The organism is Streptomyces flaveolus, assembly GCF_000716535.1.
Taxonomy (GTDB): domain Bacteria; phylum Actinomycetota; class Actinomycetes; order Streptomycetales; family Streptomycetaceae; genus Streptomyces; species Streptomyces flaveolus_A.
In genome coordinates this window covers 127,616-152,923 of record NZ_JNWV01000031.1, presented here as the reverse complement: position 1 = coordinate 152,923, position 25,308 = coordinate 127,616, and the positions used below count along the sequence as shown (strand labels likewise).

General features: G+C 71.3%; 29 protein-coding genes and 1 pseudogene. 15 read left to right on the top strand and 15 right to left on the bottom strand.

What is annotated here, in order from left to right:
- Nucleotides 1-3 precede the first annotated feature (3 nt).
- On the bottom strand, nt 4-603 hold the full coding sequence (def, locus tag OO52_RS31385) for a peptide deformylase (RefSeq protein ID WP_048910391.1): 600 nt from the start codon (nt 601-603) through the stop codon (nt 4-6).
- A 152-nt stretch (nt 604-755) separates the two neighbouring features.
- Here def and OO52_RS31380 point away from each other — a divergent pair, with 152 nt between their 5' ends.
- The 8 genes from OO52_RS31380 (at nt 756) to rocD (ending at nt 8,043) form a co-directional block, all read left to right on the top strand.
- Entirely contained in the window at nt 756-1,994 is a 1,239-nt protein-coding gene (locus OO52_RS31380) for a MurT ligase domain-containing protein (RefSeq protein ID WP_030655212.1), read from the top strand.
- A gap of 29 nt (nt 1,995-2,023) precedes the next feature.
- Nucleotides 2,024-2,752, top strand: a complete 729-nt coding sequence (locus OO52_RS31375) for a type 1 glutamine amidotransferase (RefSeq protein ID WP_030655209.1) — start codon at nt 2,024-2,026, stop codon at nt 2,750-2,752.
- A gap of 227 nt (nt 2,753-2,979) precedes the next feature.
- Nucleotides 2,980-4,005 (top strand): 6-phosphofructokinase, encoded by a 1,026-nt coding sequence (locus OO52_RS31370; protein ID WP_030655206.1) that lies wholly within the window; start codon nt 2,980-2,982, stop codon nt 4,003-4,005.
- Between the two features lie 103 nt (nt 4,006-4,108).
- On the top strand, nt 4,109-5,059 hold the full coding sequence (locus OO52_RS31365; RefSeq protein WP_030655203.1) for a cytochrome c oxidase assembly protein: 951 nt from the start codon (nt 4,109-4,111) through the stop codon (nt 5,057-5,059).
- Between the two features lie 113 nt (nt 5,060-5,172).
- Nucleotides 5,173-5,340, top strand: coding sequence for a hypothetical protein (locus OO52_RS50035; RefSeq protein ID WP_014671269.1), 168 nt, complete (start codon nt 5,173-5,175; stop codon nt 5,338-5,340).
- Between the two features lie 37 nt (nt 5,341-5,377).
- A complete protein-coding gene (locus OO52_RS31355) occupies nt 5,378-5,863 on the top strand; it encodes an Lrp/AsnC family transcriptional regulator (RefSeq protein ID WP_030655198.1) in 486 nt (161 codons plus the stop codon).
- A 153-nt stretch (nt 5,864-6,016) separates the two neighbouring features.
- Entirely contained in the window at nt 6,017-6,826 is an 810-nt protein-coding gene (ddaH, locus tag OO52_RS31350; protein ID WP_030655195.1) for a dimethylargininase, read from the top strand.
- Nucleotides 6,826-8,043: an ornithine--oxo-acid transaminase gene (gene rocD, locus OO52_RS31345; protein ID WP_030655192.1), complete on the top strand. Its 1,218-nt coding sequence runs from the start codon at nt 6,826-6,828 to the stop codon at nt 8,041-8,043. Before ddaH ends, rocD begins: the two co-directional genes overlap by 1 nt.
- Before the next feature lie 48 nt (nt 8,044-8,091).
- Here rocD and OO52_RS31340 read toward each other — a convergent pair whose 3' ends face one another.
- The 4 genes from OO52_RS31340 to OO52_RS31325 all read right to left on the bottom strand — a co-directional run bounded on the left by OO52_RS31340 (nt 8,092) and on the right by OO52_RS31325 (nt 10,818).
- The gene (locus OO52_RS31340) at nt 8,092-8,736 is read right to left on the bottom strand and encodes a DUF305 domain-containing protein (protein WP_030655190.1); all 645 of its coding nucleotides are present in this window, start codon (nt 8,734-8,736) and stop codon (nt 8,092-8,094) included.
- 93 nt (nt 8,737-8,829) lie between these two features.
- Entirely contained in the window at nt 8,830-9,240 is a 411-nt protein-coding gene (locus OO52_RS31335) for a DUF6153 family protein (RefSeq protein WP_030655187.1), read from the bottom strand.
- A 131-nt stretch (nt 9,241-9,371) separates the two neighbouring features.
- Nucleotides 9,372-9,809, bottom strand: coding sequence for a cupin domain-containing protein (locus OO52_RS31330; RefSeq protein WP_030655184.1), 438 nt, complete (start codon nt 9,807-9,809; stop codon nt 9,372-9,374).
- A gap of 238 nt (nt 9,810-10,047) precedes the next feature.
- Nucleotides 10,048-10,818 carry a methyltransferase domain-containing protein gene (locus tag OO52_RS31325; RefSeq protein WP_030655181.1) on the bottom strand — a complete coding sequence of 257 codons (771 nt, stop codon included), beginning with the start codon at nt 10,816-10,818 and terminating at the stop codon, nt 10,048-10,050.
- A 28-nt stretch (nt 10,819-10,846) separates the two neighbouring features.
- On the opposite strand from OO52_RS31325, the gene OO52_RS31320 reads away from it, so the two are divergent.
- From OO52_RS31320 to OO52_RS31310, 3 genes and pseudogenes are all read left to right on the top strand, one after another.
- Nucleotides 10,847-11,356, top strand: a complete 510-nt coding sequence (locus OO52_RS31320) for a MerR family transcriptional regulator (RefSeq protein WP_078877368.1) — start codon at nt 10,847-10,849, stop codon at nt 11,354-11,356.
- 142 nt (nt 11,357-11,498) lie between these two features.
- Entirely contained in the window at nt 11,499-12,221 is a 723-nt protein-coding gene (locus OO52_RS31315; protein WP_030655165.1) for a lysophospholipid acyltransferase family protein, read from the top strand.
- Between the two features lie 58 nt (nt 12,222-12,279).
- Nucleotides 12,280-13,298: pseudogene (locus OO52_RS31310) on the top strand (NAD-dependent epimerase/dehydratase family protein).
- 72 nt (nt 13,299-13,370) lie between these two features.
- On the opposite strand, the gene OO52_RS31305 reads toward OO52_RS31310, so the two are convergent.
- From OO52_RS31305 to OO52_RS31265, 9 genes are all read right to left on the bottom strand, one after another.
- Entirely contained in the window at nt 13,371-14,936 is a 1,566-nt protein-coding gene (locus OO52_RS31305; protein WP_030655163.1) for an alpha/beta hydrolase, read from the bottom strand.
- A gap of 186 nt (nt 14,937-15,122) precedes the next feature.
- Complete coding sequence (locus OO52_RS31300; RefSeq protein ID WP_030655160.1) at nt 15,123-15,881, bottom strand: urease accessory protein UreD; 759 nt, start codon at nt 15,879-15,881, stop codon at nt 15,123-15,125.
- Nucleotides 15,878-16,555, bottom strand: a complete 678-nt coding sequence (gene ureG, locus OO52_RS31295) for an urease accessory protein UreG (RefSeq protein WP_030655157.1) — start codon at nt 16,553-16,555, stop codon at nt 15,878-15,880. Before ureG ends, OO52_RS31300 begins: the two co-directional genes overlap by 4 nt.
- Before the next feature lie 57 nt (nt 16,556-16,612).
- Complete coding sequence (locus OO52_RS31290) at nt 16,613-17,287, bottom strand: urease accessory protein UreF (protein ID WP_030655154.1); 675 nt, start codon at nt 17,285-17,287, stop codon at nt 16,613-16,615.
- Nucleotides 17,287-19,008, bottom strand: coding sequence for an urease subunit alpha (locus OO52_RS31285; protein WP_030655151.1), 1,722 nt, complete (start codon nt 19,006-19,008; stop codon nt 17,287-17,289). Before OO52_RS31285 ends, OO52_RS31290 begins: the two co-directional genes overlap by 1 nt.
- Complete coding sequence (locus OO52_RS31280; RefSeq protein ID WP_030655148.1) at nt 19,001-19,312, bottom strand: urease subunit beta; 312 nt, start codon at nt 19,310-19,312, stop codon at nt 19,001-19,003. Before OO52_RS31280 ends, OO52_RS31285 begins: the two co-directional genes overlap by 8 nt.
- A gap of 9 nt (nt 19,313-19,321) precedes the next feature.
- On the bottom strand, nt 19,322-19,624 hold the full coding sequence (locus tag OO52_RS31275) for an urease subunit gamma (protein ID WP_030655145.1): 303 nt from the start codon (nt 19,622-19,624) through the stop codon (nt 19,322-19,324).
- Nucleotides 19,625-19,871: 247 nt separating this feature from the next.
- Entirely contained in the window at nt 19,872-20,150 is a 279-nt protein-coding gene (locus OO52_RS31270) for a type II toxin-antitoxin system Phd/YefM family antitoxin (protein WP_030655143.1), read from the bottom strand.
- A 31-nt stretch (nt 20,151-20,181) separates the two neighbouring features.
- Nucleotides 20,182-21,216 (bottom strand): S1C family serine protease, encoded by a 1,035-nt coding sequence (locus OO52_RS31265; protein ID WP_048910392.1) that lies wholly within the window; start codon nt 21,214-21,216, stop codon nt 20,182-20,184.
- 253 nt (nt 21,217-21,469) lie between these two features.
- On the opposite strand from OO52_RS31265, the gene OO52_RS31260 reads away from it, so the two are divergent.
- The 3 genes from OO52_RS31260 (at nt 21,470) to OO52_RS31250 (ending at nt 23,467) form a co-directional block, all read left to right on the top strand.
- A complete protein-coding gene (locus OO52_RS31260; protein ID WP_030655137.1) occupies nt 21,470-22,105 on the top strand; it encodes an ATP-dependent Clp protease proteolytic subunit in 636 nt (211 codons plus the stop codon).
- A gap of 7 nt (nt 22,106-22,112) precedes the next feature.
- Nucleotides 22,113-22,418 carry a hypothetical protein gene (locus OO52_RS31255; protein WP_030655135.1) on the top strand — a complete coding sequence of 102 codons (306 nt, stop codon included), beginning with the start codon at nt 22,113-22,115 and terminating at the stop codon, nt 22,416-22,418.
- Nucleotides 22,419-22,993: 575 nt separating this feature from the next.
- Nucleotides 22,994-23,467 carry a C40 family peptidase gene (locus OO52_RS31250; protein WP_030655132.1) on the top strand — a complete coding sequence of 158 codons (474 nt, stop codon included), beginning with the start codon at nt 22,994-22,996 and terminating at the stop codon, nt 23,465-23,467.
- A 305-nt stretch (nt 23,468-23,772) separates the two neighbouring features.
- On the opposite strand, the gene OO52_RS31245 is transcribed toward OO52_RS31250, so the two are convergent.
- Nucleotides 23,773-24,228, bottom strand: a complete 456-nt coding sequence (locus tag OO52_RS31245; RefSeq protein WP_030655129.1) for an ATP-binding protein — start codon at nt 24,226-24,228, stop codon at nt 23,773-23,775.
- Between the two features lie 213 nt (nt 24,229-24,441).
- Here OO52_RS31245 and OO52_RS31240 point away from each other — a divergent pair, with 213 nt between their 5' ends.
- A complete protein-coding gene (locus tag OO52_RS31240) occupies nt 24,442-25,302 on the top strand; it encodes a helix-turn-helix domain-containing protein (RefSeq protein ID WP_030655126.1) in 861 nt (286 codons plus the stop codon).
- The last annotated feature ends 6 nt before the right edge of the window (nt 25,303-25,308 follow it).

Genomic DNA, 25,308 nt, shown 5'->3' with positions numbered 1-25,308 from the left:
TCGTCAACCGCGGGCCGGCGGGGGCTGGTCGCGCGGTTCCCCGCGCCCCCGAGTCGGACCGCTCGCCCGGTGCCACGAGGCTCGGGAGACCTGTCGCATCAGCCTTCGGCGGCGCCACCCCACCAAGTGGTCGGCGTACACCGTGCCCTCCAGGTGGTCGCACTCGTGTTGCAAGCATCTGGCAAAGAAGCCGGTGCCGTGCAGGGTGACCGGATCGCCGTCCAGCGTGAAGCCCTCGACGACCGCGTGGTCGTAACGCTCGGTTCCCGCCTCCAGGCCCGGCAGGGACAGGCAGCCCTCGGGACCGCGGACCACCACGCCGTCCGCCTCCACCAGGCGGGGGTTCACCACGTGCCCCAGGTGACGCACGTCCTCGTCATCCGGACAGTCGTACACGAACACCCGCAGACCGACCCCGATCTGATTCGCGGCCAGGCCCACCCCCTGCGCCGCGTACATCGTGGCGAACAAGTCCTCCACGAGGGCGGCGAGGCCGGGGCCGAAGTCGGTGACGTCCCGGCAGGGCTCGCGCAGTACCGCGTCGCCGAGCAGGGTGAGGGGCCGGACGCGCCCGTGGGCGCCCGGAATGGAACCGTGTCGCATGGCGGCAAGGGTACGGTTCGTTCAGCTCATGCCCGCCGCTCAAGGCCTGGGCCGGGATTCGGGTGTGGGAATGGATCTCGATAGGCTGAGGTTCACACCACGTTGCCGGATGGCCCCAGGCGCGGCGCGTACGCAAGGAGGATCGAGAACTGATGGCAGGCAACTCGGACCCGCTCACGCCGCGGGCCAAGCTGGCCGTGACCGCGGGCAAGGCGGTCGCTGCGGCATCGCGGGCCGCTGGGCGCGGCAGCGGGTCGGTGATCGGTGGCCGGGTCGCGCTGAAACTCGACCCCGATCTGCTCGCGCGGCTCGCCCAGAACCTGGACGTCGTCCTGGTGTCCGCCACCAACGGCAAGACGACGACCACCCGGCTCATCGCGGAGGCGCTGCGCGCCGCGGGCCCGGTCGTGTCGAACGCGCTCGGCGCGAACATGCCGGCCGGTATCACCTCCGCGCTGGCGGGCGGCTCGGACGCCAAGTTCGGCGTCATCGAGGTCGACGAGAAGTACCTGGCCGGTGTGGCCCGGGACACCAGCCCGAAGTGCATCGCCCTGCTGAACCTCTCCCGTGACCAGCTCGACCGCGCCGCCGAGACCCGGATGCTCGCCGAGAACTGGCGGGAGGGCCTGGCCGGCTCCAAGGCCGTCATCGTCGCCAACTGCGACGACCCGCTGGTGGTGTGGGCCGCGTCCTCGTCCCCGAATGTGATCTGGGTCGCGGCCGGGCAGATGTGGAAGGACGACGCCTGGTCCTGCCCGTCGTGCGGTGGCGTGATGCAGCGCCCGGGTGACGACTGGTTCTGCGGTGAGTGCGGGTTCCGGCGTCCGACGCCGACCTGGGCGCTCTCCGGCGACCACGTGCTGGATCCGCACGGGTCCGCCTGGCCGATCCACCTCCAGCTTCCGGGCCGTGCCAACAAGGCGAACGCGGCCTCCTCCGCGGCCGTCGCCGCCGTCTTCGGGGTGCCGCCGCAGGTCGCCCTGGAGCGGATGTACCAGGTGCAGGCGGTGGCCGGCCGGTACGACGTCGTCCAGTTCCAGAACCGCGATCTCAGGCTGCTGCTGGCCAAGAACCCGGCCGGCTGGCTGGAGACGTTCTCCCTGATCGACCCGCCGCCCGCGCCGGTGATCCTGTCCGTGAACGCGCGCGGGGCCGACGGCACCGACACCTCCTGGCTGTGGGACGTCGACTACACCCGGCTGACCGGCCACCCGATCTTCGTCATCGGCGACCGGAAGCTGGACCTCGCCGTCCGTCTGGAGGTCGCCAACCAGCACTTCCAGGTCTGCGACAACCTCGACCAGGCCGTGCAGATGTGCCCGCCGGGCCGGATCGAGGTCATCGCGAACTACACCGCGTTCCAGGACCTGCGCCGCCGCGTCGGCAACTGATCTTCTGATCTTCGAAGGGCGATCACCTCATGAGCGACAACCAACTGCGGCTGGTGTGGATCTACCCGGACCTGCTGAGCACCTACGGCGACCAGGGCAACGCGCTCGTCGTGGAGCGGCGGGCCCGGCAGCGCGGCCTGGACGTGGCCCGGCTGGACGTGCGCAGCGACCAGCCGATCCCGACCTCCGGTGACATCTACCTCATCGGCGGCGGCGAGGACCGTCCGCAGCGACTCGCGGCGGAGCGGCTGCGCCGGGACGGGCATCTGCACCGGGCGGTGGAGAACGGCGCGATCGTCTTCTCGGTCTGCGCCGGCTACCAGATCCTCGGCCACGAGTTCATCAACGACCTCGGCCAGCGCGAGCCCGGCCTCGGCCTGCTCGACGTGGTGTCCGTGCGCGGCGAGGGCGAGCGGTGCGTCGGTGACGTGCTGGCCGACATCGACCCGCAGCTCGGTCTCCCCCCGCTGACCGGCTTCGAGAACCACCAGGGTGTCACCCACCTGGGCCCCACGGCCCGCCCCTTCGCCCGGGTGCAGATCGGCAAGGGCAACGGCACCGGGGACGGCACGGAGGGCGCGTACAACGGGACCGTGTTCGGTACGTACATGCACGGGCCGGTCCTTGCCCGCAACCCGCAGATCGCCGACCTGCTGCTGAAGCTGGCGCTCGACGTCAACGCGCTGCCGCCGATCGACGACCGCTGGTACGAGGCGCTCCGCAACGAGCGCATCGCGGCTGCGCAGCAGCCTGCGTGACGACAGCTGCGCAGCAGCCTGCGTAACCCGTTCTTCAGCCGGATTTCAGTGTGGTCCGGCAGGCTCGTGGCGGGCCCGCCTGACGGTCCGTCCGCTCACATGTGCGGGCGCGTCCAGCAGGCGGACGCCCGCTACGGCGACACCCCCTCACGCCGGTAGGGTGACCGGGAATCCGCCGGACAACGTGGTCCGGTTACCCGGCCCACGTTGAGAAGGTATTTCGGGCTATGCGCATTGGTGTCCTCACGTCCGGTGGCGACTGCCCCGGCCTGAACGCCGTCATCCGGTCCGTCGTGCACCGTGCCGTCGCCGACCACGGCGACGAGGTCATCGGTTTCCGGGACGGCTGGAAGGGCCTCCTGGAATGCGACTATCTGAAGCTCGACCTCGACGCCGTGGGCGGCATCCTCGCGCGCGGCGGCACCATCCTCGGCTCCTCCCGGGTCCGCCCGGAGCATCTGCGGGACGGTGTGGAGCGGGCCAAGGGCCATGTCGCGGAACTCGGCCTCGACGCGATCATCCCGATCGGCGGTGAGGGCACGCTGAAGGCGGCCCGGCTGCTGTCGGACGCCGGGCTGCCCATCGTGGGCGTGCCCAAGACCATCGACAACGACATCGCCGTCACCGATGTCACCTTCGGTTTCGACACGGCGGTGACCGTGGCGACCGAGGCCCTGGACCGGCTGAAGACCACCGCCGAGTCCCACCAGCGCGTGCTGATCGTCGAGGTCATGGGCCGGCACACGGGCTGGATAGCGCTGCACTCCGGCATGGCGGCCGGCGCCCACGCCGTGGTGGTGCCCGAGCGGCCCTTCGACATCGACGAGTTGACGAAGAAGGTCGGCGAGCGGTTCGAGGCGGGCAAGCGGTTCGCCATCGTGGTCGCCGCGGAGGGGGCCAAGCCGCGGCCCGGCTCCATGGACTTCGACGAGGGCGGCAAGGACATCTACGGCCACGAGCGCTTCGCGGGCATCGCGCGGCAGCTGTCGGTCGAGCTGGAGCAGCGGCTCGGCAAGGAGGCCCGGCCGGTGATCCTCGGGCATGTGCAGCGGGGCGGCACGCCGACGCCGTATGACCGGGTGCTGGCGACCCGCTTCGGCTGGCACGCGGTGGAGGCCGTGCACCGGGGTGAGTTCGGCAAGATGACGGCGCTGCGCGGGACCGACATCGTCATGGTGTCGCTGGCGGAAGCCGTGGAGACGCTGAAGACCGTACCGGCGGAGCGGTACGACGAGGCGGAGTGCGTGCTGTAGTCCGGCCGCGAACAATGCGCCCCCGGTCACAGCCGTGACCGGGGGCGGTTCTACTCTTGGGGGCGGACAACTCGCACAACCCCCATGAAACAGGAGCCGGCGGATGGATCACAGCGGGCACGGCATGACCATGGATCTGCCGCCGTTCACGCTGGGGCGGGGGCTCGAATGGTCGGCGGACCCCTTCTTCCTCGTCGCCTGCCTGGCCGGTCTGGCCCTGTACGGCTGGGGTGTCGTGCGGCTGCGGCGGCGCGGGGACGCCTGGCCGGTGAGCCGTACCGTCTCGTACGTCGTCGGTGTCCTCACCATCGCGCTGGTGATGTGCACCAGGCTGAACGACTACGGCATGGTCATGTTCAGCGTGCACATGGTGCAGCACATGGTGATCAGCATGCTGTCGCCGATCCTGATCCTGCTCGGTGCCCCGGTCACGCTGGCGCTGCGCGCGCTGCCGGCGGCCGGCAAGGGCCGCAAGGGGCCGCGTGAGCTGCTGCTGATGCTGCTGCACAGCCGGTACATGCGGATCATCACCCACCCGGCGTTCACCATTCCGCTGTTCATCGCGAGCCTGTACGCCCTGTACTTCACCCCGCTGTTCGACTTCCTCATGGGCTCGAAGACCGGGCACGTCGCGATGATGGTGCACTTCCTCGCGGTCGGTGTCGTGTTCTTCTGGCCGATCATCGGTGTCGACCCGGGCCCGCACCGGCCGGGCCATCTGATGCGGATGCTGGAACTGTTCGCGGGCATGCCGTTCCACGCGTTCTTCGGCATCGCGCTGATGATGGCGTCGACGCCGATGGTGGAGACCTTCGAGCACCCGCCCGCCTCGCTGGGCATCGACGCGCTGTCCGACCAGAGCGCGGCGGGCGGCATCGCCTGGGCGTTCAGCGAGATCCCGTCGGTGCTGGTGCTGATCGCGCTGCTGTTCCAGTGGTACCGCTCCGAGCAGCGGCAGGCCAAGCGCAAGGACCGGGCCGCCGACCGGGACGGCGACAAGGAGCTGGAGGCGTACAACGCCTATCTGGCCTCGCTGAACGCGCGCCAGGGCTAGCCGCACCGCGTGCCGGGGCCGGCCGGACCGCGTGCGCGGACCGGCCGCACCTATCCCGTCGGGCTCGAACCGGGGCACCATGGTCGTGGACGGACCATGAGGAGGGTGTCGCGATGCCCGGTTCCACGAACGGTTCCACCAAGACGATGGGGGCGCTCACGGTCGGCGGGCTGGTCGTCGTGACCGCCTACACGGTCGCGCTCGGCAGCAACGGCTGGTTGTGGTTCGGATGGGTGGTGCTGGGGCTGCTGACGCTCGCCCTGGTGGTCACCCAGTCGTGAGCCGCGCGGGGCGGGCGGGGCTGGCTACAGTGCCCGCATGAACAGCAGGACGCCCTCGTTCGACGAGCTGGACCGCCAGATCACCACCGCGCTCATGGCGAACGCGCGGACCAGCTTCGCCGAGATCGGAGCCGCGATCGGGCTGTCCGCCACCGCGGTCAAGCGGCGGGTGGACCGGCTGCGGGAGACCGGGGTGATCACCGGGTTCACGGCGACGGTCAAGCCCTCCGCGCTGGGCTGGCGCACGGAGGCGTACGTCGAGGTGTACTGCGAGGGCGCGGCCCCGCCCCGGCGGCTGGCGGAGGTCGTCCGCAACCATCCGGAGATCGCGGCGGCCATGACGGTGACCGGCGGGGCCGACGCGCTGCTGCACGTGCGCGCCCGGGACGTGGAGCACTTCGAGGAGGTGCTGGAGCGGATCCGCGCCGAGCCGTTCATCCGGAAGACGATCAGTGTGATGGTCCTGTCCCACCTGCTCCCGGAAAGCCCGGAAGCGGGCGCCACCCACGCGGCCCCCGAGTGACCGGACCGGCGCGCAGCAGTCGTGCGTGCGCCCCGGCAACAACGCAGCGATGCTGCGCAACCGCGCAGCTTTCCTCGCTTGTCGCCCGTCTTCCTCCCTTCCTACCGTGGTGTCACCCCTCAGTGACACACAGGAAAACGGAGGAAACCCTCTGTGTCCGACAGTCGTGTGCCGCGTTCCCGGCGTTTCCTCGTCTGTGAACCCAGACACTTCGCCGTCCAGTACGCGATCAATCCGTGGATGCATCCCGACAAGCCCGTCGACGTGGATCTGGCCCAGGAGCAGTGGCAGCAGCTGATCCGCGCCTACCGGGACCACGGCCATGCCGTGGACGCCGTCGAGCCGGTCCCCGGCCTGCCGGACATGGTGTTCGCCGCGAACGCGGCGTTCGTCGTCGGCGGCCGGGTCTTCGGCTCCCTGTTCCACGCTCCGGAGCGCCGCCCGGAGTCGGAGCACTACGACACGTGGTTCAAGGCGGCCGGCTACGACGTGTACCGGCCCGAGTCGGTGACCGAGGGCGAGGGCGACCTGGTGTGGACGGGCCGGTACGTGCTCGCCGGCACCGGGTTCCGCACGACCCGTGAGGCGCACCGGGAGGCACAGGAGTTCCTCGGCCACCCGGTGATCGGCCTGACCCTGGTGGACCCGTACTTCTACCACCTGGACACGGCACTGTTCGTCCTCGACGACGACAACATCTGCTACTACCCGGAGGCCTTCTCGGCGGGCAGCCGGGAGGTCCTCAAGCGCCTGTACCCGAACGCGGTGCTCGCCACCCGCGAGGACGCGATGGCGTTCGGCCTGAACTCCGTCTCCGACGGCCGGAACGTCTTCATCGCGCCCCAGGCGGAGGCGCTCGCCGAGCGCCTGGCCGGCCACGGCTATGTCCCCGTCCCCGTCGACCTGTCCGAGTTCCACAAGGCCGGCGGCGGCATCAAGTGCTGCACCCAGGAGATCCGCTGATGACCGCACCCGCGCGCACCCGTACGTCCGACGACCTGATCCGCGCGGAGGAGCCGGTTCTCGCGCACAACTACCATCCGCTGCCCGTGGTGGTGGCCCGTGCCGAGGGCACCTGGGTGGAGGACGTCGAGGGCAACCGCTACCTCGACATGCTGGCCGGCTACTCGGCCCTCAACTTCGGCCACCGGCACCCGGCGCTCGTCGAGGCGGCGCACCGCCAGCTCGACCGGCTCACCCTCACCTCCCGCGCGTTCCACAACGACCGGCTGGCCGAGTTCGCCGAGCGGCTCGCGGAGCTGACCGGCCTGGACATGGTGCTGCCGATGAACACCGGCGCGGAGGCGGTGGAGAGCGGCATCAAGGTGGCCCGGAAGTGGGCGTACGACGTGAAGGGCGTCCCGGCCGGTCAGGCGACGATCGTGGTCGCGGCGGAGAACTTCCACGGCCGTACGACGACCATCGTCAGCTTCTCCACGGACGAGACGGCCCGGGCCGGCTTCGGCCCGTTCACGCCCGGCTTCCGGATCGTGCCGTACAACGACCTGGCCGCGCTGGAGGCGGCGGTCGACGACACCACGGCGGCGGTGCTGATCGAGCCCATCCAGGGCGAGGCCGGGGTGATCGTCCCGGACGACGGGTACCTCGCCGGGGTGCGGGAGCTGACCCGCCGCAAGGGCTGCCTGTTCATCGCGGACGAGATCCAGTCGGGCCTCGGCCGGACGGGTCGTACCCTCGCCGTCGAGCACGAGGACGTCGTCCCGGACGTGCTGCTGCTCGGCAAAGCGCTCGGCGGCGGCATCGTGCCGGTGTCGGCGGTGGTGGCCCGGCGCGAGGTGCTGGGGGTGCTGCACCCGGGTGAGCACGGTTCGACGTTCGGCGGCAATCCGCTCGCCGCGGCGGTCGGCACGGCCGTGGTGGAGCTGCTGGAGACCGGTGAGTTCCAGCGCCGGGCGGCCGAGCTGGGTGTGCTCCTGCGGGACGGGCTGACCGAGCTGACCGGCAAGGGTGTGACCGGGTTCCGGGCGCGCGGGCTGTGGGCCGGCGTGGACGTCGACCCGGCGCTCGGCACCGGCCGGGAGATCAGCGAGCGCCTGATGCGCGAGGGGGTCCTGGTCAAGGACACCCACGGGTCCACGATCCGGCTCGCGCCGCCGCTGACGATCACGGCGGAGGAGCTGCGGTCGGCGCTGACGGCCCTGGAGAAGGTGCTGGCCTGAGGGACGGGCGGGGGCCGGTGGCGGCACCGGTCCCCGCCCGCCGTGCCGTCAGTCCGTGCCGAGGAGCTTCTTCATCTCCTTGATCTCGGCGTTCTGCGCGGTGACGATGGCGTCCGCCATGGTCTTGGCGGGACCGTACTGGCCCTTCTCCTTCTCGGTGGTGGCCATCTCGACGGCGCCCTCGTGGTGGTCGACCATCATCGACAGGAACTCGGTGTCGAAGTCCTTGCCGGTGGCCTTCTTCAGGGCCGTCATGTCGGACTCGCTCATCATCCCGGACATCCCGGAGTGGGCGGAGTGGTCCATGCCGGCCATGGGGACCTGCTCGCCCCAGGACGTCAGCCAGCCGGTCATGGTGCGGATCTCCGGGTCCTGCGCCTTCTCGATGCGCGAAGCGAGGTCCTTCACCTGCGCGGAGGAGGCCCGGCCGTCGGCGAGCTTCGCCATCTCCAGGGCCTGCTGGTGGTGCGGGATCATGCCCTGCGCGAAGGAGACGTCCTGGGCGTTGTGCGCGGTGGCCGACGCGCTCGCAGTGGCGGACGCGCTCCCGGAGGCCGGGGAGCCGTGTCCGGTGTGGCCACCGCCGGCGTTGTCGTTGTCGCCGCCGCAGGCGGCCAGGACGAGGGCTCCGGTGATGGCGACCGTGGCGAGGGCGGCACGGCGCGTCAGGGTACGGACGTTACGGATGGTCATGCGGGAACTCCTGCTGTTCTGGGGGGATTCGGGGCACGCGTGGGCACGACCGCGACACCTGCGCCGTGGCAGGGCGGGCGGCCGGGGCGGCCTCTAGATCCGCAGGAGTTGGAGTTCCGCCAGATCGGGCGGGGCACGGGCGCCGTCCGGCGCGGTGGCCGGACCGGGGCGCGGGCAGGGGGCCGGTGCTACGACGGCCACCGGGCCGGGGGCCGGCACGGGGAGGTGGGGGCCGCCGTCCAGCGCGCCCGAGGCACAACTGGGGTCGGCGTGGTGCAGCCGGTGGCCGCCGCAGTGGCCGGCGGCGTCCGGGCAGTCGTCCGGTGCGCTGACGGCGACCGCGCCGTGCGCGGCCCGGGGGTGTCCGCCGTGTCCGGCGTGTGTCATGCCCCCGCCGGGCGCCAGCGCGTGCATCCCGAGCAGTCCGGCCAGCAGGGCGAGCACGAGCAGCGCGCGGTGCCGCCGCTGGGGCGGTCGCAGGGCGCGTGCTCGGGTGCCGGTCATCGGGGACATCGTACGAGGGCCGGATGCGGCCGGTGTGCGGGGGCACGCCGGTCGCGGCCGGCACGCCGAAGCGGAGCGGGGAGGGAGCCGGACCGAGGGGCCGTGTCCGGGGCGTCCGACGCTCTCGCGGGTCAGCTTTCGGAGGGACGCGGGGCGCGCAGGTGCGCCCGTTCCTTCAGCTCGTCCTCCTCGACCAGCGTGAGCATCGGCTGACCCGGCGCGCACACCATGGTCACCACGAACCTGGTCGGTGCGTCCGACAGGGCGTTGCCGTCCTGGTAGTGGATCACGTCACCGCCCGGCTCCCAGAACGTCCCTCCCGCCTCGACCACACGCTCCGGCTCACCCTCGAGCTCGAACCGCAGCGCGCCCTCCATCACGTAGCCGAACGACGGGCCCGAGTGGCGATGCGGAGGGAGCCCGGGGTGACCGGGAGGCCAGTCGACGAGGATGGTCATTCCCGAACCGCCTTCGGGAAAGAAGGGGGGAGTGACGTCCTGCAGCACCTTGACTTCGGGCGGCAAGGAGGTCTCGCGGGCGGTCCTGTGCTCGGGGTTCTTCTCTGACATGCACCACACCTCCGTCGGTGTACCGGCCCACTCGTTCGGTGGCACCGTGACAGGCCGTGCCCTCTGATCCGTGACAGGCCGTGCGCCTTCCGCCTCGCCCGAACGTTCTCAAGACCACCCTGCCTCCCGTCGGCGGCCGCCACAATCCGGGGTTCGCCCTCACCACGGCCCGCGTCGGGAGATCAAGGCACCGGAGAGCGCAACACTGGACGCGGGAGCCGCAGCGAAGACGGCACTCTCAGATGGGCGCGGTGGCCGCGGCCAGGAACATGGGCAGTGCCAGGAAAAGCCGGTCGGCTTCGCCCCGTGCCCGCTGCTCCGCGGTCCAGCCGTCTGCCTGCTCGCGGGTGACGGCTCCGACGGAACAGGCGCGCTCGGCCAGTCCGACCAGCAGCGGCAGCATCGCCGGCCCGGTGAACACGCCGGTGCGGACCTCCACCGTCACCTCGTCGAATCCGGCGTCCAGCAACAGATTGCGGTACCGGCGGGCAACCCGCGGGCCTGCGGTCAGGTCGGCCCGGGCGTGCAGGATCGTGCGAGTGAGTTCCGGGTCCCCGGAGTCGATGACGAAGGTGTCCCAGTCCTGTCCGACCAACACGATACGGCCACCGGGCCGAAGCACCCGGCGGGCCTCCGTCAGCGCCGCCTCCGGCTCGGTCAGTTCATGGAACACCTTGTCGGCCCGGTAGCCGGCCGTCGAGGCGTCCGCCAGCGGCAACTCGTACGCTCCGGCGACCCGGAAGTCCGCTTCCGGCCACCGGCTGCGGGCAACGTTGATCATTCGCTCGTCCGGGTCCACCCCGACCGTCCTCACCCCCCGCTCGGCGAGTTCGGCAACGGCTCGCCCGGCTCCGCACCCGACGTCCACCACAGGCGTTCCGGGGCCCGCATGGAGCAACTCGTAGCTCCGCGCCCGCAGTTCGGCTGCACCCGGCAGTCGCTCGCCCGCATCGAGCAGCGCGATCAACTCGTCCGTCGAGGTCTGGATCGTTTCCGACTTCTTGGTCATGCGCGCCAGGTTGCGACTTAATGTCGACATGAAGTCAAGCGAGTACGGTACGCCAGCCGACGGCGCGGACGAACCGCTGAGCATCGGCGCCCTGGCAGGGCATTTCGGTCTGGCCGCCCACGTCCTGCGCCACTGGGAGGCGATGGGCCTTCTGAACCCCCCGCGCGACTCCGCCGGCCGCCGCCAGTACGGCTCCGCCCATATCACCCGAGTCGCCGTCATCATGCGGGCCAAGGAAGCCGGGTTGTCTCTGGAGACCATCCGCTCGCTGTCCGCCACAGCCGATCCCGTGCAACGACGCGGCATCCTGCGCGAACAAGCGGAGGCATTGCGCTTCCGCATCGCGGCCGCACGGGCATCCCTGGAGCTCATCGAGTGCGCGCTCGACTGCGATCACGAGGACGTCACCCAGTGCCCCCACTTCCAGCAGACGGTGGCGGACGGTATCGGCGGCTTTTCACCTGGTTCGCCTACGAGGCGCGAGCCGACCGATGGGGTGCCAGGCGTTCGAAGGGGATCTCGTCCCCGTTGCTCGTAACCGCATTCGGCAAGGGTCAGCATAAGACCGCACCAACATGGCTACAGATGACGGCAAGTGTGCATCAGCCCGTGCCCGTAATCCCGGGTTGACCTGGGAAAACGCCGGTTCCAAGGGGAGCCGGCCGAGTGAGGAGCGAGCCGTGTTCTACTACCTGCTCAAGTACGTGGTCCTGGGCCCGCTGCTCAGAGTGGTCTTCCGGCCCCGGATCGAAGGCCTGGAGCACGTGCCCGCGTCGGGGCCGGCGATCATCGCCGGGAACCACCTGTCGTTCTCCGACCATTTCTTGATGCCGGCGATACTCAAACGCCGCATCACCTTCCTCGCCAAGGCGGAGTACTTCACCGGCCCCGGGGTGAAGGGCCGGCTCACCGCGTTCTTCTTCCGCAGCGCCGGTCAGATCCCGGTGGACCGCTCCGGCAAGGAGGCGGGGCAGGCCGCGATCCGTGAGGGGCTCGGGGTACTGCGCAAGGGGGAGCTGCTCGGTATCTATCCGGAGGGCACCCGTTCGCACGACGGCAGGCTGTACAAGGGCAAGGTCGGGGTCGCCGTCATGGCGCTCAGGGCAGGCGTCCCGGTCGTGCCGTGCGCGATGATCGGCACGTTCGAGGCACAGCCGCCCGGGAAGGTCGTCCCCAGGATCCGCCCGGTGACCATCCGGTTCGGCGAGCCCCTGGACTTCTCGCGCTATGCCGGCATGGAGCACGAGAAGGCCGTGCTGCGCGCGGTCACCGACGAGATCGTCTACGCCATCCTGACGCTCTCCGGGCAGGAGTACGTCGACGAGTACGCGGCCGTCGTCAAGGAACGGCAGGCGGCGGAGGAGAACGCCAGGCGCAGGTTCCCGCGGGCGCCGCTGAGCTGATCTCCGCCATCGGCAGAAAGAGGGCGGCGGGCCGGGGCCGGATGCCTGGGCTCGGCGCATGAGGACAGCTGTGGTGATCGGGGCGAGCGGGCAGATCGGGCGTCCGGTGGTGGCGCCGGCGCGGGGCGGCTGGGAGGTGACGGCCGCCTCGCGCGGCGGCGGCCGGGACACGGCGTGGGGTGACGGATTGCGGACCGTCCGGCTGGATCATGCCGACGACACGGCCCTGGCCGCGGTGGTGGACGACGGCTGCGATCCGCTGGTCGACGTGGTCGCCTACGACGCGGGGCGCGCGCGGCAGGTGACGGGGCTCGCGGGCCGGGTCGGCTCGGCGGTGGTGATCTCCAGTGTGGCCGTGTACGAGGACGGCGCGGGACGGGGCTTCGACGCGATGGGCGAGCCGGACGGCTTCCCGGACTACCCGGTGCCGGTCCCCGAGACCCAGCCGACGGTCGCTCCCGGTGAGGCCACCTACAGCGCCCGCAAGGCCGCGCTGGAGCGGGAACTCCTCGGTGCCGGCGTCGGCTCGCCGGTCACCGTGCTGCGGGCGGGCGCGGTGCACGGGCCGTACAGCCCGCTGCCGCGGGAGCTGTACTTCGTGCGGCGGAATCTGGACGGTCGGCAGGGCCGGGTGCTGGCGTACCGGGTGAGAGCCGGTTCCATCCGGCGAGTGCCCGGAACATCGCCGAGCTGGTGCGGCTGGCGGCGGCCCGGCCGGGCTCTGGGGTGCTCAACGCCTGTGACGGTCAGGCGCCGACGGTCGCCGGGATCGGTGCCGCGATCGACGCCGTGATGGGGGTGGAGGCCCGGACCGTGTACGTCGACGGGCCGCCGGCCGGCCCGGTGGGTCGGACGCCGTGGTCGGTGCCGCGGCCGGTGGTGTGCGACATGTCGGCCGCCGAGCGGGAGTTGGGCTACCGGCCGGTGGTGTCGTACGCCGAGAGCCTGCCGGAGACGGTGGAGCGGCTGACCGGGGCGCTGCGCGGCCGGGACTGGCGGGAGGTCTTTCCGCTGCTCGCCCGGGCCTGTCCGGACCCGTTCGACTACGCGGCGGAGGACGCCTGGCCCACGGCGTAGCGGCGGGGACGGGGGCACGGGGAAGGGGCGGTCGGGAAGGTCCGGCCGCCCCTCGTCACCGTGTCGGCACGGTCACGGCTTGGGCGTGGCGTGCGGGGCGCAGGTCACGTCCTTGCCGTCCAGCGAGCCGTCGAGCAGGTAGGCGTCGACGCGCTGGTTGATGCAGGGGTTGACCAGGCTGGTCACGCCGTGGGAGCCCGCGTCCTTCTCGGTGATCAGGCGGGAGCCCTTGAAGCGCTTGTGCAGTTCGACGGCGCCGGCGTACGGGGTGGCGGCGTCACGGGTGGACTGCACGATCAGGACCTTCGGCAGTCCGCTGTGCGTCTTGACCTCGAGCGGGGTCTGCTGCTTGCTCGGCCACGTGGCACAGGGGAGGTTCATCCAGGCGTTGGCCCAGGTCATGAACGGGTGGTCCTTGTGCAGCCGGGTGTTGTCCCGGTTCCACTTCTGCCAGCTCGTGGGCCACTTGGCGTCGGCGCACTCGACGGCGGTGTAGACGGCGTTGCCGTTCTCCGCGCTGATGTTGCCGGCCGTGTCCGACAGGTCGGGGGCGGCGGCGTCGACCAGCGCCTGGGTGTCACCGGCGACGTACTTGCTGAAGACCGTCGCCACCGGCACCCACGAGGAGTCGTAGTACGGGGCGCTCTGGAAGAAGGAGATCAGCTCGGCCGGGCCGACGACCCCGCCGATCGGGTTCTTCTTGGCGGTGGCGCGCAGTTCGAGCCACTTGTCCTGGACGGCGGCGCGGGTGGTGCCGAGGTGGAAGGCCGCGTCGTTGGCGGCGACCCAGTCCTGCCAGTCCTTCCAGCGGCCCTCGAAGGCGACGTCCTGGTCGAGGTTGGCCTCGTACCAGATCTTCTCGCGGGAGGGGTTGACCACGCTGTCCACGACCATCCGGCGGAGGTGGCCGGGGAAGAGCGTGCCGTAGACGGCGCCGAGGTAGGTGCCGTAGGAGACGCCGAGGTAGTTGAGCTTCTTCTCGCCCAGGGCGGCGCGGATGACGTCGAGGTCGCGCGCGGTGTTCGGCGTGGTCATGTGCGGCAACATCGCGCCGCTGCGTTCGGCGCAGCCCTCCGCGTACTCACGGGCCAGCTTGCGCTGCGCGGTCTTGTCGGCCTCGCTGTCGGGCACCGGGTCCAGCTTGGGTGCCTTGACGAACTCCTGCGGGTCGACGCAGGAGATGGGCGCGGAGTGGCCGACGCCGCGCGGGTCGAAGCCGACGAAGTCGTAGGCCTTGGCGACGTTCGCCCAGACCGGGGCCTTCGTGGTGACCCGGCGCGGGAAGCGCAGGCCGGAGCCGCCGGGCCCGCCCGGGTTGTAGACGAGCGCGCCCTGGCGTTCCTTCTTGGTGCCGGTGTTGCCGATGCGGTCCACGGCGAGCTTGATCTGCTTGCCGTAGGGGTGGGCGTAGTCGAGCGGCACGCTGACCCAGCCGCACTGGATGGGCTTCTCCAGCCCCCAGTCGGCCGGACAGTCCTGCCACTTGACGCCGGCCTTGGCGGCCCGGGCGGCGGCGATCTCGACGCCCTTGGCCTCCCGGTCCTGCGCGGGCCGGCCGGCGGCACCGGCCGTGGGTGCCGAGACCGCGCCGGCGATCAGGGTGGCGGTGACGAGTGCTCCAGCGGAACCGAGTGCCATCAGGCGGCTCTTCGGTCTGTTCTCCCTCAAGTGGGCCCCTCCCCGTACCTCGCTGTGAGTTGTCAGGCGGGGATCCTCTCGGCTGTGAGTCGGCTGAGAACAGGGGTCGACACCTATCTTTACCAATCCGATAACCGGATGATCATGTTCGGTTCCTCGAACTGCCCGGACACTTCGCCGGATGCGTCAGCCGAGCCCGGTCAGTGCCTCGTCCAGGAGCCCGCGCAGTCGCAGCGCGTCCGGCGCGACGGCGGTGACGAGGGCGGCGGGGCCCGCCAGGGGTACCAGCGAGGCGTACTCCCCCAGCATCCGCGCGGCCACCGGTGTTGCCGCGAACTCAGGGCGCACGACGACGAGTTGTCCCACCGCACGAAACCCCGACAGCACGGCCGGCCCGTCCCAGCCGCCCGGCGCGCCGGGGCCGCAGGCCAGCTCCTGGTCCAGTACGGTCCGGCCCGCGACCCGCACGGTGAGCCGGCTGGTGAGGCGCCCGGGCTGCTCCCCGGTCCGCCCCAACACCTGTTCCTCGCGCAGCACGAGCCGGGCGCCGGCGGCGAGGTCGGCCCGGGTGGTGACGCGCAGGTCGCTCCCGCCGGCGGAGATCAACTGTTCCGGCAGCCAGCGCAGTTCGGCACCGGAGGCCACGTCGAGCCGGACGTCGTACCGGGCCTCGCCCTTGGCCTGGCCCGGCAGGGCGAGGGTGGCGGCGGCCGATCCGACGTGCAGCCGGGCGCCCTCCTCCACCCGTGCGGTCAGGGTGAAGCGGTCGCCGCCGAGCGGCCCGCTCATCGCGCCGACGACCATGACCCTCGCCTCGGCTCCGGCCGACCGGGTGCGGCGCGGCGCCAGCGGGCCCTCGCCGTCCAGGACGGGCAGGGCCGTACCGCCGCGGCCGTCGGGGCGGGCGACGATCCGGGCGCTTCCCCGGACCCCGGTGACGGTCACGCCGTCCACGCGGCGAGCCGCTCCCGGACCCAGGCGGCCACGTCGGCGACGCCGGTCTCGCCGCGCAACGACTGGAAGACGACGGGGAGTTCGGCACGCTGCGCCTTGGCGTCGGCGGCCATCCGGGCGAGGTCGGAGCCGACGTAGGGGGCGAGGTCGGTCTTGTTGACCACGAGCAGGTCGGCGGTGGTGACGCCAGGGCCGCCCTTGCGCGGGATGTCGTCGCCGCCGGCCACGTCGATCACGAAGATCTGGGCGTCCACGAGCCCCTTGGAGAAGGTGGCGGTGAGGTTGTCGCCGCCGGACTCGACGAGGATCAGGTCCAGGGGGCCGACCGCGTCCTCCAGGTCCTCGACGGCTTCGAGATTGGCGGAGATGTCGTCACGGATCGCGGTGTGCGGGCAGGCGCCCGTCTCGACGGCGGTGATCCGCTCGGGCGGCAGCACGGCTTCCCGGAGCAGGAACTCGGCGTCCTCGCGGGTGTAGATGTCGTTGGTGACGACGGCGAGGGACAGCTCGTCGCGCAGCGCCCGGCACAGGGCGGCGACGGTGGCGGTCTTGCCCGAGCCGACCGGGCCGCCGAGCCCGATCCGCAGGGCACGGCGGGTCCCGTCGGGGCGGCGCGCGTCCGCGCTGAGGGCGGCGGGGGCGGGGTGCGTGTGGTCGAGGTGCATGTACGGCTCCTGGGGTGGGTCAGTCTTCAGCCGAGCGAGTCGGGCGGGTGGGCGAGCTCATGACGCGAACAGCCGCACGGGCCAGCCGGCGTGCCACTCCGCGCCCACCTCCAGCAGGGGCGCGGACGCCGCGGGCAGCGCGTCGACCCCCGCGTCAGCCACTCTCCGTGCGGCCTCCACGGCGGTGTCGGCCACGCGGTCCAGTTCGGGCGCCAGCCGGGCGAGGACTCCGGTCGCGTCGAACGGGTCGAGGCTCAGCAACCGCACGGTGGCCGTCGCCGGCCCGCTCACGCTCTCGTACACCGCGCAGTGGGCCGCGTCCTCGGGCGTGAGTCCGGCCGCCCGGGCGGCGAGACCGAGCACGACCGGCTGATGGGCGCCCTTGGGGAACCGGCGGGCCAAGGCGTCGAGTTCGGCGGACGGCCAGGTCGCCCGGGCGGCCCGGAGCAACTGTCGGCCGAGGCGCCGCGCGGCGGCCCGCAGGGCCGGGGACGGCGTCCGCGCGTCGGCCGCCGCGTCCAGCTCGCCCGGGTCGGCGCCGAGGACGGCCGCCGCCGCGAGTGCCGCCGCGACCAGCCCGGAGGTGTGCAGCCGGCCCCGGCAGAACCGCTCCAGGGTCGGCGCGTCGGTGATGCGGCCCGCCTTGACGGCGGCCTCCGCCCCGCCGGAGTGCGCGTGCCCTCCGGCGGGGAAGCGGCCGTCGGCCAGGACGAGCAGTGCTGCCCTGGACACTAGAAGAGGAAGTAACGCTGGGCCATGGGCAGTTCGGCGGCCGGGGTGGCCTCGACCAGTTCGCCGTCGATGTGCACGGCGAAGCTGTCGGGGTCGATCCGGACGTCCGGCCGGGCGTCGTTCTCGCGCATGTCGGCCTTGGTGACCGCGCGCGTGGACTCGATCGCCACGAACCGCTTGCCGAGTCCCAGCCGTTCCGGCAGCCCGTCCTCGATCGCCGGGCCGGCCACGAAGTTGACGGAGTTGGCGGCGGGGGCCCGGCCGATGGCGCCGTACATCGGCCGGGGCAGGATCGGCTGCGGGGTGGGGATGGAGGCGTTGGCGTCGCCCATCTGCGCGTACGCGATCTGCCCGCCCTTGATGACGAGGAGCGGCTTGACCCCGAAGAAGGCGGGTTCCCACAGCACCAGGTCGGCGAGCTTGCCGGTCTCGACGGAGCCGATCTCGGCGGCGAGGCCCTGGGCGAGCGCCGGGTTGATCGTGTACTTGGCGACGTAGCGCCGTACCCGGTGGTTGTCGGCGCGGCCGTCGCCCGGCAGGGCACCGCGCCGGCGCTTCATGACGTGGGCCGTCTGCCAGGTGCGCAGGATCACCTCGCCCACCCGCCCCATCGCCTGGGAGTCGGAGGAGATGATCGAGATCGCGCCGAGGTCGTGCAGGATGTCCTCCGCGCCGATGGTGGAGGGGCGGATCCGGGACTCGGCGAACGCCAGGTCCTCGGGGACGGCCGGGTTGAGGTGGTGGCACACCATCAGCATGTCGAGGTGTTCCTCGGTCGTGTTGACGGTGAAGGGCCGGGTCGGGTTGGTGGAGCTGGGCAGGACGTTCGGCTGCGAGACGACCGTCATGATGTCCGGGGCGTGGCCGCCGCCGGCGCCCTCGGTGTGGTACGAGTGGATGCCCCGGCCCGCGATGGCGGCGAGGGTGTCGCCGACGAACCCGGCCTCGTTCAGGGTGTCGGTGTGGATGGCGATCTGGATGCCGGTGCGGTCGGCGACCGTGAGCGCCGCGTCGATGACGGCGGGCGTGGAGCCCCAGTCCTCGTGCAGCTTGAGACCGACGGCGCCGCCGCGGATCTGGGAGAGCATCGCCTCGTGGCTGACGGTGTTGCCCTTGCCGAGGAAGCCGACGTTGACCGGGTAGGCCTCCATCGCCTCCAGCATCCGGGCCAGGTGCCAGGGGCCGGGGGTGACCGTGGTGGCCTTGGAGCCCTCGGCGGGTCCGGTGCCGCCGCCGACCAGCGTGGTGACACCGGAGGCCAGCGCCTCGTCGGCCACCTGCGGGCAGATGAAGTGGACGTGGGCGTCGATGGCGCCGGCGGTCAGGATGCGCCCGTTGCCCGCGATGATCTCGGTCTCGGGGCCGATGACCAGGCCGGGGTGGACGCCGTCCATGGTGTCCGGGTTGCCGGCCTTGCCGAGGGCGGTGATCCGGCCGTCGCGGATGCCGACGTCGGCCTTGACGACGCCCCAGTGGTCGACGACGACGGCACCGGTGATCACGGTGTCGGGGGTGCCCTCGGCGCGGGTGGCACGGGACTGGCCCATGGACTCGCGGATGACCTTGCCGCCGCCGAAGACCGCCTCGTCGCCGGAGGCCCCGGGGCCGCCGGAGCGGTCCTCCTCGATCTCGATGAGGAGGTCGGTGTCGGCGAGGCGGATCCGGTCGCCGGTGGTGGGCCCGAACAGGTCGGCGTAGGCGGCGCGGGAGATCTCAGGCATCGAGGGCACCTCCGGTCTCCCCGCGCAGCCCCGGCACGATCCGGGCGCCGGTCAGGGGCACGAGCTCGACTTCCACGGGGATGCCGGGCTCGAAGCGGACGGCGGTGCCGGCGGCGACGTTCAGCCGCTTGCCGCGGGCTGCGGCGCGGTCGAACTCCAGGCCGGGGTTGGCCTCGGCGAAGTGGTAGTGGGAGCCGACCTGGACCGGACGGTCGGCGGCGTTGAGGACGGTCAGCCGGGTGACCTCGCGGCCCGCGTTGCAGACGACGGGGTCGTCCGCGAACAGGATCTCTCCGGGAATCATCGCGGCCCCTCAGACGATCGGCTCGTGGACGGTGACGAGCTTGGTGCCGTCCGGGAAGGTGGCCTCGACCTGGACGTCGTGGATCATCTCGGCGACGCCGTCCATGACGTCGTCCCTCGTCAGGATCTTGCGGCCGGAGGACATCAGCTCGGCGACGGTACGGCCGTCCCGCGCGCCCTCCAGGATGTGCGACGTGATGAGGGCGACCGCTTCCGGGTGGTTGAGCCTGAGCCCGCGGGCCCTGCGCTTCTCGGCCACGTCGGCCGCCACGTGGATCAGCAGCCTCTCTTGCTCATGCGGGGTCAGTTGCACGTCCCACCTCACAGTCCTCGCTCCGGACCGTGCGGGGTCCGGTTGCCGCGGCCACCACGACGGGGACAGATGTAACACACAGACAAATCCCCGGAGCTTCCTCAATCCGGGCAGAAAAACCCCTGGTGGCGTGGATCGGCAGGCTAGAACGCCGGAGTTTCAACGACGTTAACCAGACCTTGACGCGCGCATGACCGCGCTATGGGTTCGTGCAGAGACGGAGACGTGGGCTCGCGCGCGGACGGGCTCAGGAGGTGCCGGGCCGGCGGTGCTCCGCCGCGATACCGAAGCGCTGCTGTCCGCGCGGCGCGGAACGGGGCTCGCGGACCCCGGACACCGAGCTGATGACCTGCTCCCCGGCCTGCTCGTCCAGCGCTTCCAGCCGCTCCAGGTCGGCGGCCGAGACCAGCGCGACCAGCGGCTTGCCGTGCCGGGTCACGACAACGCGCTCACCGCCGTACACGACCCGGTTGATCAGGTCGGCGAGTTCAGCTCTGGCTTGCGTCACCGGAATCTCGTAGGCCATACCCCCAGCTTACGGGGCGCCCCCGCGGGACCTACTTCTTCGGCAGGAGCAGATCGGTGCTCCAGTCTTCACCGAAACGAGTGACGTGGCCCTCGTCCGTGGTCGCGCCGGCATTGAGGCTGTACTTGCCTTCGAGCGGGAGCTTCTCCCCGGGAGTCGCGGACTGCAGGACGTCGCAGAGGTCGCCGACCGTGGCCACGGGAGTGTCCTTGACCGCGGTGATCACGTCGCCGATCTCCAGGTTGGCCTTGGCCGCCTCCGAGTCGGTCGCCACGTCCTCCACGAACAGCCCGCTGGTGCCGTCCTTCAGCAACCGCTCCTGCGTGTCGGCCACCAGCCGCTCCGCCTTGGGATCGTCGCGGTAGGTGGAGCTGAGTTCCGGGTCGTCCAGCGAGCCGACCAGCCAACCGGGGTCGTTGTGTCTGTCACCGGCGGCCAGCCCGTCCAGCAGCGGGCGCACGTGGTCGCTGCTGATCGAGTAGTACTGCCCCTGCGCCTCGGGGTTCCCGAGGGTGTTCACGCCGATCACCTTGCCGTCGGCGTCGAGCAGCGGCCCTCCGGAGTTCCCGGGGTTGATGGTGGCGGAGTGCTGGATCGTCTCCGCGTAGTGGGGCAGGGAGGGCGAGGGATCCGCCGGCACGTTCGGCGACTGGACGCTGCCCGCGGTGTAGACGGGCTTCTGCGCCTCCACGTTCTTCTCGAAGGACGTCGGGTAGCCGATGGCCGTGACGGCGTCGGCGGCCTTGACGTCGCGGCTGTCGGCGAACTCCAACCCCTTGAGGTCCTCCTGCGGCGTACTGAACTGCAGGACGGCGACGTCCTCGCACGGATCGGTGCCCAGGATCCGGACGGGCATCTCCCCCTTGTCCTGGACGACGACCTTGAGGGCGTTCTCCCCCGCGACGACATGCGCGTTGGTGACGATGAGCCCCTTGTCGGCGTCGTAGATGAAGCCACTTCCCGCCCGGGTCTTGCCCACCACGTGGACGGTGCCCGGCGCGGCCTCCTCGAAGATGTCCTGCGGCGAAACGTCCGCCGGGGCCGCGTTCGCCACCGTTCCGCCCATGACCAATGACGCGACCGCTGTTCCGACGAGCGCGGCTCTTACTTTCGCACCCACGGCGTGGAGCCTTCCGACGACGGGCGGCACCCACCGGGACCAGCCCGGAAATGATCGCTTACACCTCCAGCTTAGGCGCGCGACCACGCGCTGTCCTGATGAGTCGTTACCGCAGCCGACCCCCTGCGTTCTGTACGTGCTGTACATTTTTTACAGAGAGCCCACCGAAGGTGGCTCCGCCGTGAGGAGGGGTATGTCCATGTCCCGACCGTCCGCCCGCCACGTCCTGCCCGAGTTCACCGAGCGCACCGGGAGCGCCGTACGCACCCTCGATCCGTACGCGAAGCTCTTCGAGGACCGGATCGTCTTCCTCGGCACGCCGGTCGACAACGCGGCGGCGAACGACGTCACGGCACAGCTCATGTACCTCGAACACGCGGCGCCGGACCGGGACATCACGCTGTACGTCAACTCGCCGGGCGGCTCGTTCGACGCCATGGCGGCCATCTACGACGTGATGCAGTACGTCGGCTGCGACGTGGCGACCTACTGCCTGGGGCAGGCGTCCGCGTCGGCCGCGGTGCTGCTCGCGGCCGGCACCCCGGGCAAGAGGTTCACGCTGCCCGGCGCCCGCATGGTGATCGAGCAGCCGGCGCTGCCCGAGCCGGTGCGCGGACAGCCCAGCGACCTGCTCATCCAGGCGGAGGAGTTGACCCGGATCCGCGCGACGCTCGCGCAGATGCTCGCGCGGCACACGGGGCGCACGGCCGGGCAGGTCCACGAGGATCTGGAGCGTGACCTGATCCTGGACGCCGCCGGGGCGGTCGCCTACGGTCTGGTGGACGGCATCGTGCCGAGCCGCCGGGACACGCCCGGCGCACCGGACGCGAGGTGAGCCGCTCATGCTGCCGGACTTCCCCCCACTGCCCGCGCTGACCCGCGCGGAGGGCGAGTTGATCGACCGTTACCTGGAGGCGGTCGACCTGCTGGGCCGTATCAATCCGGCCCGGCCCGGGGACACCTACCGCGGGCTGCGCGCGGCCCAGGCGCTGGTGCGCAAGGCGGCAGAGCTGCGGGACGCGCTCGCACTGATGCACCAGCGGGGCGAGACGGAGCTGCACGGGGACACGCTGGCACGCGCGTTGCGGGTGCTGGACGGTGAGCGCCGGGCCGCTCGCGTCGCGCTCCCGCCGGACGGCGTCGGCTGAGGCGGACGCTCCTGCGGTCCGGTGGGTGCCGCGCGTCGACACGCGTCGTTCGGACGGGACTTGAAACGGCCCGAACGACGTACCGCCGACCGGTGTACTTCCAGATCGTTTTCCGGGCCTCCCGAGTTGCGCGCAGCGCGACCGCATGAGCCGCCGGGAGGCGCTTCGCCCCAGGTCGGGGGCTACGTCCGGGATCTGACGGACGCTCGAACAGAGCAGTGTCCACCCGAACGGGTGAGTGGTGAGTAACGCCACAAATCCCCGATTCCGTTGGGATTTTCGGACAGTCGTGAGCCAAGATCCCTGTCTGACGACAAGCCCCCGCCACCGCGGCGGGGCGATCCGGGCGGACGCCGAGTCCTGCCGCCGCCCGGATGACCGGTCGACGGAGTGGATCGGCAGGAGTGGAGGACCCAAGCAAGGCGGGTCGCCGGAACAGATGTTCGTCCGTACGACACGGACGGGTGTCGGCTCCGGGCGACCCTTGGGGTGAAGCCGTGGCAACGCGGCCGGGCAACTTCGCCAGCCCGAATCCGACAGGTCATCCTTCACAGGCGGCTGACGAAGGGTTGCGCATGACTGCGCTCAATCGTGTCCCGTCGCTGATGGCCCGGGCCGGCACGGCCTCGGCCCTGACCCTCGCCGCCGTGGGCGGCTCGATCGCGGTGCCCGGCCTCGCCACCGACGCCTCCGCCGCGACCATGGCGACGAAAGCGCTCAAGGTCGCGGCTTCCAAGAAGGGCGCGCCCTACGCGTGGGGAGCCACCGGGCCGCGCAGGTTCGACTGCTCGGGGCTGACGCTCTACTCGTACAAGAAGGCCGGCAAGAAGCTGCCGCGCACCGCCGCCCAGCAGTACAACAAGACGCACCACATCTCCGCCAGAAGCCGCAAGGCGGGCGACCTGGTCTTCTTCCACTCGGGTTCGTACGTCTACCACGTGGGCATCTACGCCGGTCACGGCAAGATCTGGCACGCCCCGAAGACCGGGGACGTGGTGAAGCTCGAGAAGATCTGGACGCGGAGCGTCTGGTACGGCCGGGTCAGCTGACCCGTCCTCGGGCCGGGAGCGGCTCCAGCAGCAGGGCCGCTCCCAGCGCCGTCAGCGCCACCCCGGTGCCCGCCCGCAGCCCACGGGCGGCCCGGGGCCGACGGCGTGTCACGGGCCCACGAAGGGGACGAGCGCCCCGGCTGGTGTTCGCCGGTGGGGTCGAGGTCAGCGCCCGCCCCTCCACGGCTCCCTCCCGCGTCTGGACGGGCCGCCGTAGCGCCACAGGGCGCACGTCCCGAGCTGGAGCACACGGACGCCGCCCAGCGCTCGCCCTGCCCGGGAACGCCCCGGCCCCGCCCGGAGGACTAGGGCTCCTGCTGGCCCGCCGGTACCGGGGCCGCCGGGATCGTCCAGGGAAGTTCGATGGATACCGTCTTGCCGCCCTCCCGCGTGGGGCGGATGCGGAGTCTGCCGCCGCACTCCGCGGTGAGCCAGCGAATGATGACCATGCCGCGACCGTTGTCCTGCTGGACAGCGGCGGGCAGTCTCTTCGGGAAGCGGGGATGGCTGTCCGTGACGCCGATGCGCAGATGTTCGTCATGGTGCAGCGCGATGTCGACCGTGAAGGTGGGTGACTGGCCGAAGGTGTGCTGTACGGCGTTCGTGGCGAGTTCGGAGACGATGAGCCGCACGGTGTCGGCGACGTCGCTGTCGGACGGCAGGCCCCACTCCGCCAGGGTGCCGACGACGTAGGAGCGGGCGGCGGCGACCGAGGCCGGATCGCTCGGCAGAGTGAGGGATGCTTCCAGGTGGTCTGCCATGGCGACGTCGTCCCTTTCCCACGGGGCCGTGGTCCGACATGTGGCGGAGGGTTCGAGTACGGTCCCGGACTGGTGCTTGTTCGCCAGACTGCCACCAACGGGCCGGTCACGGGGAGCCATCCACCAAGATATGCATATATCTGTCGCTCGAAGCGGTGAACTCTGCGACGCGAGACCGTATGTGGGCGGCCCGGAAGGAGTAAGGAGGAGCCCATGCAGAACGGTCCGGCAGTGCGCCGCCGCAAACTGGGCGCCGAACTGCGCATGCTGCGTACCGGCGCGGGGCTCACGAGCGGTGACGCCGCCCGGCTGGTCGGCTGGCACCAGTCGAAGGTGAGCCGCATCGAGACCGGCGCCAGCGGTGTGAAACCGGCCGATCTGCGGTTACTGCTCGACGCCTATCAGGTGCGGGACACGCATCTGCGCGAGTTGCTGCTGATGCTGGCGGGGTCGGAGGACGCGGGCGGCCGGCACCGCTGGTGGCACGCCTACCGCGGGGTGCTGCCACCCACCTACCGCGACTTCATCAGCCTGGAGTCGCAGGCGAGCGCGATGCGCACCCTGGAGACGACGGTGGTGCCGGGCCTGCTCCAGACGCCGGAGTACGCCCGCGCGGTGACCCGGGCGGCCGTGAAGGACCTGGACGAGGAGCGCCTGGACACGCTGGTGGAGGTACGTCTGGCCCGGCAGGACGTGCTGCGTTCCGATCCGCCGCTGGTGCTGAGCGCCGTACTGGACGAGGCGGTGCTGCGCCGCGAGGTCGGCGGTCCGGAGGTGATGGCCCGGCAGCTCGAACGGCTGATGGAGGCCGCCCGGCTGCCCCAGGTACGGCTCCAGGTGCTGCCGTTCGCCGCGGGAGCGCATGTCGGACTCACCGGCCCTTTCGTTATCTTCTCATTTCCGAGCACTTCTGATCTGGACGTGGTTGTTCTCGACCAGTTGACGAGTAGCCTCTACCTGGAGCGGAAAGAAGACCTCATGGCCTACTCCGAGGCCTTCAACACCCTTCAGTTCCACGCCCTTTCCCCCGAGGAATCGTTGGACTACATCGCCGGGATAGGTGACGGCGCGTAAGGAGGC

Coding starts and splice junctions, on each gene's coding strand:
- OO52_RS31355 (WP_030655198.1), top strand. CDS start 5,378: ATGAACAGCAGGACGCCCTCGTTCGACGAGCTGGACCGCCAGATCACC.
- OO52_RS31250 (WP_030655132.1), top strand. CDS start 22,994: ATGACTGCGCTCAATCGTGTCCCGTCGCTGATGGCCCGGGCCGGCACG.
- OO52_RS31270 (WP_030655143.1), bottom strand. CDS start 20,150: ATGGCCTACGAGATTCCGGTGACGCAAGCCAGAGCTGAACTCGCCGAC.
- OO52_RS31285 (WP_030655151.1), bottom strand. CDS start 19,008: ATGCCTGAGATCTCCCGCGCCGCCTACGCCGACCTGTTCGGGCCCACC.
- OO52_RS31240 (WP_030655126.1), top strand. CDS start 24,442: ATGCAGAACGGTCCGGCAGTGCGCCGCCGCAAACTGGGCGCCGAACTG.
- OO52_RS31375 (WP_030655209.1), top strand. CDS start 2,024: ATGAGCGACAACCAACTGCGGCTGGTGTGGATCTACCCGGACCTGCTG.
- OO52_RS31280 (WP_030655148.1), bottom strand. CDS start 19,312: ATGATTCCCGGAGAGATCCTGTTCGCGGACGACCCCGTCGTCTGCAAC.
- OO52_RS31260 (WP_030655137.1), top strand. CDS start 21,470: ATGTCCCGACCGTCCGCCCGCCACGTCCTGCCCGAGTTCACCGAGCGC.
- OO52_RS31330 (WP_030655184.1), bottom strand. CDS start 9,809: ATGTCAGAGAAGAACCCCGAGCACAGGACCGCCCGCGAGACCTCCTTG.
- OO52_RS31245 (WP_030655129.1), bottom strand. CDS start 24,228: ATGGCAGACCACCTGGAAGCATCCCTCACTCTGCCGAGCGATCCGGCC.
- OO52_RS31365 (WP_030655203.1), top strand. CDS start 4,109: ATGGATCACAGCGGGCACGGCATGACCATGGATCTGCCGCCGTTCACG.
- OO52_RS31255 (WP_030655135.1), top strand. CDS start 22,113: ATGCTGCCGGACTTCCCCCCACTGCCCGCGCTGACCCGCGCGGAGGGC.
- OO52_RS50035 (WP_014671269.1), top strand. CDS start 5,173: ATGCCCGGTTCCACGAACGGTTCCACCAAGACGATGGGGGCGCTCACG.
- rocD (WP_030655192.1), top strand. CDS start 6,826: ATGACCGCACCCGCGCGCACCCGTACGTCCGACGACCTGATCCGCGCG.
- OO52_RS31340 (WP_030655190.1), bottom strand. CDS start 8,736: ATGACCATCCGTAACGTCCGTACCCTGACGCGCCGTGCCGCCCTCGCC.
- OO52_RS31370 (WP_030655206.1), top strand. CDS start 2,980: ATGCGCATTGGTGTCCTCACGTCCGGTGGCGACTGCCCCGGCCTGAAC.
- OO52_RS31380 (WP_030655212.1), top strand. CDS start 756: ATGGCAGGCAACTCGGACCCGCTCACGCCGCGGGCCAAGCTGGCCGTG.
- OO52_RS31335 (WP_030655187.1), bottom strand. CDS start 9,240: ATGACCGGCACCCGAGCACGCGCCCTGCGACCGCCCCAGCGGCGGCAC.
- def (WP_048910391.1), bottom strand. CDS start 603: ATGCGACACGGTTCCATTCCGGGCGCCCACGGGCGCGTCCGGCCCCTC.
- OO52_RS31305 (WP_030655163.1), bottom strand. CDS start 14,936: ATGGCACTCGGTTCCGCTGGAGCACTCGTCACCGCCACCCTGATCGCC.
- OO52_RS31320 (WP_078877368.1), top strand. CDS start 10,847: ATGAAGTCAAGCGAGTACGGTACGCCAGCCGACGGCGCGGACGAACCG.
- OO52_RS31325 (WP_030655181.1), bottom strand. CDS start 10,818: ATGACCAAGAAGTCGGAAACGATCCAGACCTCGACGGACGAGTTGATC.
- OO52_RS31265 (WP_048910392.1), bottom strand. CDS start 21,216: ATGGGCGGAACGGTGGCGAACGCGGCCCCGGCGGACGTTTCGCCGCAG.
- ureG (WP_030655157.1), bottom strand. CDS start 16,555: ATGCACCTCGACCACACGCACCCCGCCCCCGCCGCCCTCAGCGCGGAC.